The 12,397-nt window shown below is 65.2% G+C and carries 12 protein-coding genes; 5 read left to right on the forward strand and 7 right to left on the reverse strand.

What is annotated here, in order from left to right; genetic code table 11:
• Positions 1-87 precede the first annotated feature (87 nt).
• Both ACI3K3_RS04045 and ACI3K3_RS04050 read left to right on the forward strand, forming a co-directional pair.
• Positions 88-780, forward strand: coding sequence for a hypothetical protein (locus tag ACI3K3_RS04045; RefSeq protein WP_404912248.1), 693 nt, complete (start codon positions 88-90; stop codon positions 778-780).
• Between the two features lie 81 nt (positions 781-861).
• Positions 862-1,335: a hypothetical protein gene (locus ACI3K3_RS04050; protein WP_404912249.1), complete on the forward strand. Its 474-nt coding sequence runs from the start codon at positions 862-864 to the stop codon at positions 1,333-1,335.
• A 168-nt stretch (positions 1,336-1,503) separates the two neighbouring features.
• Here ACI3K3_RS04050 and trmFO read toward each other — a convergent pair whose 3' ends face one another.
• The 3 genes from trmFO to gyrA are packed head-to-tail and all read right to left on the reverse strand — an operon-like array spanning position 1,504 to position 6,008.
• A complete protein-coding gene (gene trmFO, locus ACI3K3_RS04055) occupies positions 1,504-2,853 on the reverse strand; it encodes a methylenetetrahydrofolate--tRNA-(uracil(54)-C(5))-methyltransferase (FADH(2)-oxidizing) TrmFO (RefSeq protein WP_404912250.1) in 1,350 nt (449 codons plus the stop codon).
• 51 nt (positions 2,854-2,904) lie between these two features.
• Positions 2,905-3,249, reverse strand: a complete 345-nt coding sequence (locus ACI3K3_RS04060; protein ID WP_404912252.1) for a DUF952 domain-containing protein — start codon at positions 3,247-3,249, stop codon at positions 2,905-2,907.
• A complete protein-coding gene (gene gyrA / locus ACI3K3_RS04065; RefSeq protein ID WP_404912372.1) occupies positions 3,246-6,008 on the reverse strand; it encodes a DNA gyrase subunit A in 2,763 nt (920 codons plus the stop codon). Before gyrA ends, ACI3K3_RS04060 begins: the two co-directional genes overlap by 4 nt.
• A gap of 346 nt (positions 6,009-6,354) precedes the next feature.
• Between gyrA and ACI3K3_RS04070 the strand changes: the two genes are divergently transcribed.
• Positions 6,355-7,707, forward strand: coding sequence for a hypothetical protein (locus tag ACI3K3_RS04070; protein WP_404912253.1), 1,353 nt, complete (start codon positions 6,355-6,357; stop codon positions 7,705-7,707).
• A gap of 85 nt (positions 7,708-7,792) precedes the next feature.
• Here the strand turns inward: ACI3K3_RS04070 and ACI3K3_RS04075 are convergent, their stop codons facing one another.
• Entirely contained in the window at positions 7,793-8,461 is a 669-nt protein-coding gene (locus tag ACI3K3_RS04075; protein ID WP_404912254.1) for a carbonic anhydrase, read from the reverse strand.
• Between the two features lie 85 nt (positions 8,462-8,546).
• Between ACI3K3_RS04075 and lipA the strand changes: the two genes are divergently transcribed.
• Entirely contained in the window at positions 8,547-9,503 is a 957-nt protein-coding gene (lipA, locus tag ACI3K3_RS04080; protein ID WP_404912256.1) for a lipoyl synthase, read from the forward strand.
• A 3-nt stretch (positions 9,504-9,506) separates the two neighbouring features.
• On the forward strand, positions 9,507-9,947 hold the full coding sequence (locus ACI3K3_RS04085; RefSeq protein ID WP_313440225.1) for a type II toxin-antitoxin system RatA family toxin: 441 nt from the start codon (positions 9,507-9,509) through the stop codon (positions 9,945-9,947).
• A 137-nt stretch (positions 9,948-10,084) separates the two neighbouring features.
• On the opposite strand, the gene ACI3K3_RS04090 is transcribed toward ACI3K3_RS04085, so the two are convergent.
• Genes ACI3K3_RS04090 through ACI3K3_RS04100 form a run of 3 tightly spaced genes read right to left on the reverse strand, consistent with a single transcriptional unit; the run spans position 10,085 to position 12,367 of the window.
• Complete coding sequence (locus ACI3K3_RS04090) at positions 10,085-10,612, reverse strand: CinA family protein (RefSeq protein ID WP_404912258.1); 528 nt, start codon at positions 10,610-10,612, stop codon at positions 10,085-10,087.
• A gap of 2 nt (positions 10,613-10,614) precedes the next feature.
• Positions 10,615-11,160: a hypothetical protein gene (locus tag ACI3K3_RS04095; protein ID WP_404912260.1), complete on the reverse strand. Its 546-nt coding sequence runs from the start codon at positions 11,158-11,160 to the stop codon at positions 10,615-10,617.
• 10 nt (positions 11,161-11,170) lie between these two features.
• Positions 11,171-12,367, reverse strand: a complete 1,197-nt coding sequence (locus tag ACI3K3_RS04100) for a bifunctional 2-C-methyl-D-erythritol 4-phosphate cytidylyltransferase/2-C-methyl-D-erythritol 2,4-cyclodiphosphate synthase (RefSeq protein ID WP_404912261.1) — start codon at positions 12,365-12,367, stop codon at positions 11,171-11,173.
• Between the last annotated feature and the right edge of the window lie 30 nt (positions 12,368-12,397).

Genomic DNA, 12,397 nt, shown 5'->3' on the forward strand with positions numbered 1-12,397 from the left:
ATAAACGGGACGGCGGCGAAGCAGGCGCTTCGCCGCCGTCTTGCGTTACGGGGTTGCGCGATCGGGCCTGTGAACTAGAGAGGCCGGGTGTCAGAGCCATTCGTCCCCACAAGCCGTCCCGAAGACCTGCTCCTGCCCGCCTTGCCGCAGACCATGCGGCTTGCCCTGGCTTATGCGCCCGCGCCCGCGCGGCTGCCTACGCTCTCTCTGCTGGCTCTGGACCAGCGTCTTGCCGGGCTGCTTCGCCACTCGCGAGAGCCGATGATGGCGCAGATCCGTCTGGCCTGGTGGCGCGAGACGCTCGATCGCGACGCCGCGGAATGGCCGGAAGGAGAGCCTCTGCTGGCGGCGCTGCGGAGCTGGAACGGGGCGCATCGCGCGCTCGTGCCGCTGGTGAATGGCTGGGAATCGCTGACGGGAGAAGCGCCGCTTGCTCCCGAAGCTCTGGAGGAAATGGTGGACGGTCGCGCTGCCGCCTTCGCGGGGCTGGCGGCTGTATTGGGCCGTGATGGTGAGGCGGAGGCCGCGCGTGGCCTGGGACGCCGCTGGGCACTGGCAGACCTTGCCACCAAGCTGAATCATCCCGGTGAGAGTGTGGTCGTGCGCCGTCTGGCCGGGGCCGAACAGGGGCGTTCGCCGCGCGTTTCGCGGGCGCTGCGGCCACTTGCGGTTCTCGAAGGGCTCGCACGGAACACGCTGGCCGAAAACGGGCCCGGAAACCGACAGGGCTCGGCCCGGACGGTGCTCATGGCCATGCGGATCGGCCTGCTCGGTCGCTGATTTCCCCGGATAACAGACATGTAATTTCCTGGAGAGCCCGGGCGAGGAGATAAGCCGCGCGCGATTTCAGGGAGTTTCGCGATGCAGCGCTTCATTCTGGGCGGGGTGACGGCCTTCGTGATGCTGTCTATCGGCCTGTTCTGGTGGCAGGGACGCGCCGAAGTGGAGCGGGCGGCACCGCCGCCGCAGGTCGCCATCGAGGCGCCGAGTCCGCAGGAAGTGCCGAGCGCCGATCTCTCGGACATCGCCGGACCGGATCTGCCCGAAGCTACCGAGCAGACCCGCGAGCAGCGGCGTTTCGGCCGCTACGACCGCGATCGCGACGGCCGGATCACCCGCAACGAGATGCTGTCCACCCGGGTCGACGGTTTCCGCAAGCTCGATCGGGACGGCAACAACCTGCTCACTTTCGAGGAATGGGCGGTCGCCACCGCCACGAAGTTCGACGGGGCCGATGCCAACCAGGACCAATGGCTTTCGGCGGCCGAATTCCGCAAGACCGCGCCGCCGCCGGTCAAGGCCAAGCCTCGGCCGAAGTGCGTTTGCAAGTCCTAGGGTGAGATAGGCTTGCGCTGCGGCGTCGTCCCGGACTTGATCCGGGACCGGTGTGGGTCTTTAGGCGCGACCGCTCGGCAGGACGCGACCCTGCCTGACGGAAAGCTTGCGCCTAAAGTTTTGCCAGCGGTCCCGGATCAAGTCCGGGACGACCCCGCAAACGATAGCTCAATCAGCAGGTGTCAGGCCATCCAGCCAAGGGGCGATTTCCAGCTTGGCACGCTCCGTGTAGGCTTCCTTGCGCTGCTTCTTCTTCACATCATGAAGCGGCGGGAACAGGCCGAAGTTGACGTTCATCGGCTGATAGCTTTCGGCTTCCGCATCTCCGGTGATGTGAGAGAGAAGCGCGCCCAGCGCGGTGGTGCGGGGCGGGGCCTGCCAATCGCGGCCTGCAAGCTCGGTTGCCGTCATCAGGCCCGCCATCATGCCCACCGCCGCGCTTTCGACATAGCCCTCGCAGCCGGTGATCTGCCCGGCGAAGCGGACATGCGGCGCGGTCTTCAGGCGAAGCTGGCGGTCCAGCAGGACCGGCGAGTTGATGAAGGTATTGCGGTGGAGCCCGCCGAGGCGCGCGAACTCTGCGTTTTGCAGGCCGGGAATGGTGCGGAACAGGCGGACCTGTTCGGCATGCTTCAGCTTGGTCTGGAAGCCGACCATGTTCCAGATCGTGCCGAGCTTGTTGTCCTGCCGCAGCTGGACGACCGCATAGGCCCAGCGGCCCTTGGGATGCTCCTCGGTCGCCCAATGCGGATTGTCGAGGCCTACCGGCTTCATGGGCCCGAACCGCAGCGTCTCGACGCCGCGTTCGGCCATGACCTCGATCGGCATGCAGCCGTCGAAATAGGGCGTGTCCGCCTCCCATTCCTTGAACGCGGTCTTCTCGCCGTCGAGCAGGGCCTGATGGAAGGCCAGGTACTGCTCCTTGTCCATCGGACAGTTGATGTAGTCCTTGGTCTCTCCCTTGTCCCACCGCGAGGCCATCCAGCACACGTCCATGTCGATGCTGTCACGGTAGACGATGGGGGCGATGGCATCGAAGAAGGCCAGGCTGTCCGCGCCCGTTGCCCGTCCGATGCTGCCGGCGAGCGAATCCGCCGTCAGCGGCCCGGTCGCGACGATGGTGGTGCCGTTCTCGGGAACGGCATCGACCCGCTCCCGCACGATCTCCACGTTGGGAAGCGCCGAAAGGCGCGCTTCGACTTCGGCCGAGAACACGTCGCGGTCTACGGCGAGGGCTGATCCTGCGGGCACTTGCGCCTTGGCCGCCGCCGACATGATCAGCGAATCGCAGCGGCGCATTTCCTCGTGCAGCAGGCCGACTGCGTTCTTCTCGTGGTCGTCGGAGCGGAAGGAATTGGAGCAGACCAGTTCGGCAAGTCCGTCGCCCTGGTGCGCGGGGCTGCGCTCTCCGGTTCCGCGCATTTCCGAAAGGCGCACGCGGAAACCGCGCCGCCCGAGTTGCCAGGCCGCTTCGCTGCCGGCGAGGCCGCCGCCGATGATATGGACGTCATGTGTCATGGCGGCAGCGCCTAGACCTTTGCGCGCCGTCAGGGAAGGGCGCGCAGAATTTCAGGAGGCGGGCAGGATGAGCTTTCCGGCTGCGTCCCGTTCGACCGGGCCGTGGGCGATCACGGCCGAGAGCGGCAGGTCGGCATAGATATGCGGGAACAGTGCGCCGCCGCGCGAGACTTCCCACTTCACGGCATCGCCGAGTGCGGTCAGGTCCACGGCAGCTATACCGAGCCCGGTCTGCCCGGCGAAGTGCTTATCCAGCGTCTCCTGCGCCTGCGTGGCGGTCGACATATGGATATAGCCGTCGGCGTGGTCGATCGGCGCTCCGGTGAAGATCCCGTTGGAGAGCAGCGTTTCAAGCTGCTCTCCGGTCAGAATCTTGTAGGCGACGCGATCGGTCACGCCTCGGTGTCCGGCGCTTGATCTGCCGGCGGAGCGGCTTCCGGAGCCTGTTCGGTGGCAGACGCTTCGCCTTCGGCTGCCAGCTCTGCCACTTCTTCCTCGACCGGCTCATCCAGGCGCACGGCGCTGACGACGTGTTCGTTGTTGGACACGTTGAACAGACGCACGCCCGCCGAACCGCGGCCGATCACGCGAAGCGATTCGAGCGGCAGGCGGATCAGCTTGGCCTGGTCGGTCACCAGCATCAGCTGGTGGGCGCGGCTAGCCGGGAAGCTGGCGACGACCGGACCGTTGCGGTCGATGTTGTCGATATTGGTGATGCCCTGACCGCCACGGCCGGTGCGGCGGTACTCGTAGGCCGAGGACAGCTTGCCGTAGCCGTTGGCGCAGACCGTGAGGATGAACTGCTCCTTCTCGACCAGATAGGCGAGCCGTTCGGGTTCGAGCGTGCTTTCGCCGTCGCGTTCGCCCTTCCAGGGGGCGAAGCGGAGATAGGCCTCACGTTCGTCCTGGTCCTTCACGCCGACGCGGTGGAGGATTGAAAGCGAGATGACCTCGTCCCCTTCCTTCAGCGTCATCGCCTTCACGCCGGTCGACGTGCGGCTCGCGAATTCGCGGACCAGGTCGCCGGCGAAGCGGATCGCCTTGCCCTGGCGGCTAGCCAGCAGGACGTCGTCCGACTGGTCGAGCAGCGCCACGCCGATCAGGCGATCCTCGCTGTCGTCGTCGAACTTCATCGCAAACTTGCCGTTTGACGGGATGTTCGCGAAGGCGTCCATGGAGTTGCGGCGGACATTGCCCTTGGCGGTTGCGAAGACGACCGAGAGCTTGCTCCATTCCTTCTCGTCCTCCGGCAAGGCGAGAACGGTCTGGATCGTCTCGTCCTTGTCCAGCGAAGGCAGGAGATTGACGATCGGACGGCCGCGCGTGGTCGGGCCGCCTTCGGGCAGCTTGTAGACCTTGAGGCGGTAGACTTTGCCCGCCGTCGAGAAGAACAGCACCGGATTGTGCGTCGAAGTGACGAACATCGTCGTGACGACGTCCTCGTCCTTCGTTGCCATGCCGGCGCGGCCCTTGCCGCCGCGCGCCTGGGCGCGGAACGTCGAGAGCGGCGTACGCTTGATGTAGCCGTCCATGGTCACGGTGACGACCATGTCCTCACGCTCGATGAGGTCTTCGTCCTCGATGCCTTCGGCGGCGCCGGTGAGCTGCGAGACACGCGGCGTGGCATAGAGTTCGCGCACGGCGACGAGTTCGCCGCGCATGACGCCGTAGAGCTTCACGCGATCTGCCAGGATCGAGAGATATTCCTCGATCGCGGTCGCCAGTTCCTTGAGTTCGTCGCCGATCTCGTCGCGGCCCAGGGCCGTAAGACGATGCAGGCGCAAGTCGAGGATCGCCTTCACCTGGATCTCGGAGAGCCGGTACGATCCGCCGTCCTGCTCGGCGCTGGGCTCGATCGCCTCGACCAGCCTGATATAGGGCGCGATGTCACCGATCGGCCATTCCTTGGCCATCAGGCGCACGCGTGCCGTTGCGGGGTTCGGCGCGCTGCGGATCATCACCACGACTTCGTCGAGGTTCGACACCGCCACGACCAGGCCCAGCAAGATGTGCGCCCGGTCGCGCGCCTTGTTCAGTTCGAACTTGGTGCGACGGGTGATGACTTCTTCGCGGAACTGGATGAAGGCCTGGAGGAAGCCGCGAAGGTTGAACACTTCCGGACGGCCGCCGTGGATCGCCAGCATGTTCGCGGCGAAATTCGACTGGGCAGGCGTATTGCGCCAGATCTGGTTGAGCACGACTTCGGGGGTCGCGTCGCGCTTGAGATCGACGACGACGCGAACGCCCTCGCGGTTGGATTCGTCACGGATGTCCGAGATGCCCTCGATCCGCTTTTCCTTGGCGGCCTCGGCGATCTTCTCGACGAGGTTCGACTTGCCGACCTGATAGGGAATCGAGGTGAGGACGATCGAGCGACGGTCTCCCCGGCCTTCCTCGATCTCGTGGCGGCAACGCATGATGATCGAGCCGCGGCCGGTCAGGTAGGCGTTGCGGGCGCCGCCCTGGCCCAGGATCAGCGGGCCGGTGGGGAAGTCGGGGCCCGGAATGATCTGGATCAGATCTTCGACCGTGGTCGCCGGATTGTCGATCATGGCCAGGCAGCCGTCGATCACTTCGCCCAGGTTGTGCGGCGGAATGTTCGTGGCCATGCCGACCGCGATGCCACCCGCGCCGTTGACCAGCAGGTTCGGGAAGCGCGCGGGAAGCACGGTCGGCTCGCTTTCGGAGCCGTCGTAGTTGTCGGCGAAATCGACGGTGTTCTTGTCGATGTCCGACAGAAGCTCGTTCGCCACCTTGTCGAGGCGGGCTTCCGTGTAACGCATGGCGGCCGGCGGATCGGGGTCCATCGAACCGAAGTTGCCCTGACCGTCGATCAGCGGAAGTCGCATCGACCACGGCTGCGTCAGGCGCGCCAGGGCGTCGTAGATCGCGCTGTCGCCATGGGGGTGATACTTACCCATGACGTCGCCGACGATGCGGCTCGACTTGCGGTAGGGACGACCGGCGACGTAGCCCGCTTCCTGGCAGGCATAGAGGATGCGGCGGTGGACCGGCTTCAGGCCGTCGCGCACGTCGGGCAGGGCGCGGCTCACGATCACGCTCATCGCGTAATCGAGATAGCTCGTCTTCATCTCATCGACGATGTCGATGCGGGTGTATTCGCCTTCGGGACCGATGTGCTCGGGGCCGTTCATGTCGGTGTCGTCGCTCACGCGCTGGATCGTTCGTTGCTGCGGGACAAAGGGTGATGGATCGCCCTAGGACATGCGCGGGGGGAAAGCCACAAGGACAGGGCAGGGAGGGCTGCCCTGCGCACATTTGTCCACACCTTAGGGGTGAAGGGAGTAGGGCAGCGGCTCTACCGGGGGTGGGAACCGCTTGGCCTGCGATGAATTGCATTCAAACAGCGTTCAGTGGCGGATATCTAATACCGCCTTCAGGTTGCCAAAGGGCGGTTTCGCCGCCACACCGGCAGCACCAGTTTTGGGAGCCGCGCTTTCTGGCGCGTCTTCACCGTGTCTTGATGAGGAGTTGGCCTGAATGGCTCGCAAGTTCCTGATTTCCCGTATCGCGCTGGCCGTGGCCATGACCGGCGGTATCGCCGCAGCGGCTGCGCCGACCATGGTTGTTGCCAAGGAGAAGGAGAAGGCGCCTGCCAAGGCGGCGTTCTCTAAGGAATATTCCGCTGTCGCTGCCCCGGTAGACAAGGCGATCGCCGAATCCAAGGCGAATGCCGCCGTTCAGGCCGCTTCGCAGAAGGCCCAGGCCGCCAAGACCGATGCCGAAAAGGCTGCGGCGCGCGCGGAAGTGGACGCTGCGATGGGCGGCGTGCTTGCGCAGCTCCAGACGGCCGAGGCTCAGGCCACCCAGCCGTTCGACAAGCTGAAGCAGGGTGAGATGACCCGCAACGTGGGCGTTCTTATGAACGACCCGGCGATGCAGCATAAGGGCCTCGTCATGATGCTCGACAGCGGCCAGACCAGCCCCGAATCGCTGGGCCAGGTCCAGTATCTCGCCGGCGTGACCGCCTACCAGAGCGGTTCCTACGATGTCGCCGCGCGCTATCTCAAGCAGTCCTTCGATGGCGGCTATCGCGATACGCAGAACATGATCCAGCCGCTGCTGGCCGATTCCTACAAGCGGTCGAACAACCCGCAGGCGGCCCTGGATATGGTGAAGCAGGAACTCGAAGCGGCCAAGGCCAGCGGCGCGAAGCCGAGCGAGACCTCGATCCGCAGCGCGCTCCAGGCGTCCTACGATGCCAAGCAGCTTGCGCCGTCGACCGAATATGCCGCGATGCTGGCGCAGTATTACCCGAGCCCTGCCTCGTGGAATATCTCGACCTCGATCGTGCGTCAGCTTGCCTCGCTGCAGAACGCCGAGAACCTCGACCTCATGCGCCTAATGTACGCCACCGGCGCGATGAAGGACAAGCGCGACTATCTGGAATATCTCCAGAACGTCGATCCCCGCGCATTCCCGGGTGAGGCCGTGAAGGTCATGGACCAGGGGCTTTCGAAGAACCTGCTGACCCAGGCTGACGTTCCCGATCGCGCCAACACGGCCGGCCGTGTCGCCGCCGATAAGGCCTCGCTGCCGGCGAGCGAGCGCGATGCCCTGAAGCCCGCCGCGACAGCCGCGCAGGTCACGGGTGCGGGCGACGTGTTCCTCAGCTACGAGGACTATGCCAAGGCGGAAGCGCTCTACAAGGCTGCCCTCGGCAAGCCGGGCGTCGATGCTAACAAGGCGAATCTGCGCCTCGGCATGGCGCAGGCCATGCAGGGCAAGAGCGCCGATGCGCAGGGCACTCTAGCCAAGGTTACCGGCACGCGCGCGCCCGTGGCCAAGCTCTGGGCCGCTTATGCCGCTTCGAAGGGTACTCCGGCTTCCTGAGCCGACTCTTTGGACCTGAAAGCAAAGGGGCGGCGGGGGATTATCCCCGCCGCCCCTTTCTTTTTCCTGGACCGGTTTCAGGCCGTTACGAAGCGGGAGCGAACGCTCCCGTGGCTTCGTCCATCAGGTGCAGTTGCCCGTCGGAGATGGCGAAGAAGGCGCCGCGCAGCTTGAGATCGCCTTTGCCTACCTTGTGGCGCACGCAGGGGAAGGTCATCAGGTTGTCGAGGCTGACACGCACGGCTGCCTGCTCCATCTGGCGTTCGGCCGATCGTCCCGTCGTTCCAAACTCGGCGGCAACCGGCGCGCGGGCATCGTCCAGCATCGATATCCAGTCGGCGATGAAGCCGCCCTGACCGGGTTCCGCCCCGTGAAGTTCCTGGGTGAGGGCAGCTTTGCAGCCGCCGCACATGCCGTGGCCCATGACCACGATTTCCTTGACCTTCAACACCTGGACCGCAAATTCCAGCGCGGCGGACACACCATGGTGGCCGGGCGTGGTCTCGAAGGGCGGGACCAATGCGGCGACGTTGCGAACCACGAAGATTTCACCGGGGTCCACGTCGAAGATCTGCGCGGGGTCCACGCGGCTGTCGGAGCAGGCCACGATCATCACTTCGGGCTGCTGGCCTTCGCTAAGGCGCTCCCAACGTTCGCGATGGGGGCTCCAGCCGCTGCTGCGAAAACGGCGATATCCCTGAAGCAGGTTATCGAGGACGCGTTGTTCGGGCTGCGGGGCGCTGGAATCGGTCATGGCTTGCCTCCAATTGAAACGCACGCAACCCTTAGTCCGGATATTCGCACTGGCAAGCGGGCAAGCTTGCGACTATCTGGACGGCATGAACGATCTTTCTTCCGTGCCAAGTCCCGAGCAGAAGCCCGAACGTCAGCGCAAGCCCGACTGGATCCGCGTGAAAGCGCCGACCAGCAAGGGTTATGGCGAGACCCGCCAGCTGATGCGCGACCTGAAGCTCAACACGGTCTGCGAAGAGGCGGCCTGCCCGAACATCGGCGAATGCTGGACCAAGAAGCACGCCACGGTGATGATCCTGGGCGACACCTGCACCCGCGCCTGCGCTTTCTGCAACGTGAAGACGGGCATGCCCGGCCGAGTCGATCCTTCCGAGCCGGAGCACGTGGCCGAACTGGCACTCAAGACCGGGCTTGAGCATATCGTCATCACCTCGGTCGACCGCGACGATCTGCCGGACGGCGGCGCGAACCAGTTCGTGAAGGTGATCCAGGCCCTGCGCGCGGCGACGCCGAACACCACCATCGAGATCCTGACCCCGGACTTCCGCGGAAAGATGCGCCGTGCCGTCGAGGCGATCGTCGAGGCGGGGCCGGACGTCTACAACCACAACCTGGAAACCGTTCCCCGGCTTTACCCCACGATCCGCCCCGGCGCGCGCTACTATGCGTCGCTGCGCCTGCTGGAAGAGGTAAAGGCCCACAATCCGCTGATCTTCACCAAGTCCGGCGTCATGCTGGGTCTGGGCGAAGAGCGCCTCGAAGTGCATCAGGTGATGGACGACATGCGCTGCGCGGACATCGACTTCCTGACCATGGGCCAATATCTGCGCCCGACTCCGAAGCATGCCGAGGTCAAGGAATTCGTCACGCCCAAGGCTTTCGATGCCTATGGCGCCATCGCCCGCGCCAAGGGCTTTCTTCAGGTTGCTTCCTCGCCGCTGACGCGTTCGAGCTACCATGCCGGCAAGGACTTCGCCGAGATGCGCGCTTCGCGTGAAGCGAAGCTGGCGGCAAAGGCACCCAAGGTCGCGCAGAAAGCCTGACGCATGCCTGGAATTCACGAAACCCAGCGGCTGCCTTACAGCGCCCAGCAGATGTTCGACCTGGTCGCGGACGTGGGCCGCTATCAGGAATTCCTTCCCTGGGTGGTAGCCACCCGCGTGAAGTCGGACACCGAAACCGAGATGGTTGCGGACATGCTCGTCGGCTTCAAGGCTTTGCGGGAAAAGTTCACCTCGCGCGTGGAGAAGGTGCACCCGCGAGAGATTAAGGTGCATTACGTGGATGGTCCGATGAAGGATCTCCACAACCACTGGATATTCCACCCCGTGGATGCCCATAGCTGCGACATCGAGTTCGACGTGCGCTTCAGTTTTCGCAACGCCCTGTTCGAGAAACTGGCCGGCCAGTATTTCGACAAGGCTTTTCGCAAGATGGTCGCGGCATTCGAAACCCGCGCGCACGAGCTTTATGGCGAGCCGGTTTGATTAAGGCTTGAACCCCGTCGTCCCGGACTTGATCCGGGACCGCTGGCAGTCTTTAGGCGCTCGGCTGCGAGCAAGGCGCGGCTCGGCCAGCGGTCCCGGATCAAGTCCGGGACGACGTTTGATCTATTAGCGTCTGCTCAATCGGCGTAAGCCGGCAGCTCGGTTCCCGGCAACAGCAGTTCCAGTGCCACCACGGCCGCATGATGGCGGATTTCCGCCCGGCTCGCGCCAGCGATCAGCTTCTGCTCGGCATGGACCTCTTCCTCGCCGCGATGGGCACGGGCGAATACCACCGTGCCGACCGGCTTGAGGTCGCTGCCACCGTCCGGTCCGGCGATGCCGCTGATGGCCACGGCGACATCGGCATGGCTATGCGCGATCGCGCCTTGCGCCATGGCCCAGGCCGTGGCGGGCGAGACGGCGCCGAGCGTGTCGATGATGTCGGAAGGAACGCCCAGCATTTCCTGCTTCGATTCGTTCGAATAGGTCACGAAGCCGCGGTCGAGCACGGCCGAGGAGCCTGGCACTTCGGTCAATGCCGCGCAGACGAGGCCGCCGGTGCAGCTCTCGGCCAGCGCGACTTTGCGCCCCAGCGCCTTGTTCTCCGCAATCACGCGTGCGGCGAGGTCGTAGAGATCCTGAGGAAAGAGAATGTCGCCGGGCATGGTCAGTCCTTGCAGAGCGAGAAGCCGCCAAGTTTCGCCTTGCCGGGCGCCACTTCGTCGGCCTTTGAGGTGACTTCGAGAAGCAGCGCGATCAGGCCGGCGGTATTTTCGGGCGGAAGCGGGGAAAGCAGGTCGAGCGCAAGATCGACCTTGTCGCAAGACTTGAGCGGAAGCTCCTGAGAAATAAGTCCTTCGACCGTTATGTCCACCAGCGGACGAAGCGATTCGTCCGGCAGGTTGCGGGTGAACTCGCCCATCTGAGCGTCCTTGGCGGAGCCGAGCTTGAGGAACGCGGCCTTGGCTTCGGGCCAGTAGCGGGCCTTCTGCGTGGAATAGCGGGTGACCAGTTCGGCGCCGTGGTTGCGCAGGAACGAATCGCTCGGCAGCACTTGGGCGCAGCGCTTGCTGGTGCCGGAAATGACCTGCGGGAGGGCATAGCCGAACAGCGAGCGGGCCTCGGCCTTGGTCAGGCATGATTGCTGGGCACTGGCCACGCCGGGCAGGATCGCCAGGGCGGAGGCCAGGGCGAGGGTGATGGTCTTGCGCATCGTCATCTCCTTACAGCCTTACCAGGCTGACGGCGGCCTGGCAGGCGATTCCTTCCGACCTGCCGGTAAAACCCAGCTTTTCGGTGGTGGTTGCCTTCACGCTGATCAGCGACGGGTCCACGGCGAGGATTTCCGCAAGACGCGTGCGCATGGCGTCGCGGTGCGGGCCGATCTTGGGCGCCTCGCAGATGATGGTGACATCGGCGTTGCCCAATGCGTACCCGGCCTCGGCGACGAGCTTCCCGGCATGCGCGAGAAAACGATCTGATGCGGCGCCTTTCCATTGCGGGTCGCTGGGCGGAAAGTGCTGGCCGATATCGCCCCGGCCGACCGCGCCGAGCATGGCATCGACGAGGGCATGGATGGCGACATCGGCATCGCTGTGGCCGGAGAGGCCGTGCGTGTGCTCGATCCTGACGCCGCAAAGCCAGAGTTCCTCGCCCTCTTCGAGGCGGTGGACATCGTAGCCGGTGCCGACGCGGATCGGCGGGGCACCGGTCGCGTTATGGGTCGCGAAATCGGCGGCGAAAGTGAGCTTGTGCAAGGCTTCGTCTCCTTCGACGAGCGCGATCTGAATGCCGGAGGCCTGCGCCACCTGGGCGTCGTCTCCAGCCGTGGTCGGACCTTCCCAGGCGCGATGGGCGGCGAGGATGTCCTCGAAGCGGAAGGCCTGGGGGGTCTGCACCCGGCGGAGATCCTCGCGGCGGGCGGGCGCTCCCATCAGTTCGGTGGCATGCTCGCACTCGGCATGGGCGAGACTGTCGACGACGGGCAGCACCGGGATCGCGCCGGATCTACTGGCCAGCGCGTCCACGAGCCGATCGATCACGGCCGGGGGGAGCACGGGGCGGGCGGCATCGTGGATCAGTACCAGTTCGGGCGCGCTGCCGACCAGTACCTCCAGGCCAAGCCGGACCGATTCCTGCCGCGTCTCGCCGCCGTTGGTGAAGATGACGCCGGGTATCCCGTCGAGAGTGTGTGCAGCCATATCCTCCGCGCCCTCGGGAATGACGACGAGTATCGGCGCCACGCCTGCGCGGGCAAGGGCTTCCACCGAATGGCGGACGACCGGCTTGCCGCGCCAGGGCGCGAACTGCTTGGGCACGGGCTGGCCCGCGCGCACGCCCTTGCCGGCGGCCACGACGATAGCGGCGGTCGAAGGGTGGGAGAGGGTGCGCTGGGGCGTTTCTGACTGGTCTTGCGACATTGTCGTTGCCGGTAATCGCTTGCCGAGCCG

It is taken from the genome of Novosphingobium sp. ZW T3_23 (assembly GCF_044987305.1).
Classification (GTDB): Bacteria; Pseudomonadota; Alphaproteobacteria; order Sphingomonadales; family Sphingomonadaceae; genus Novosphingobium.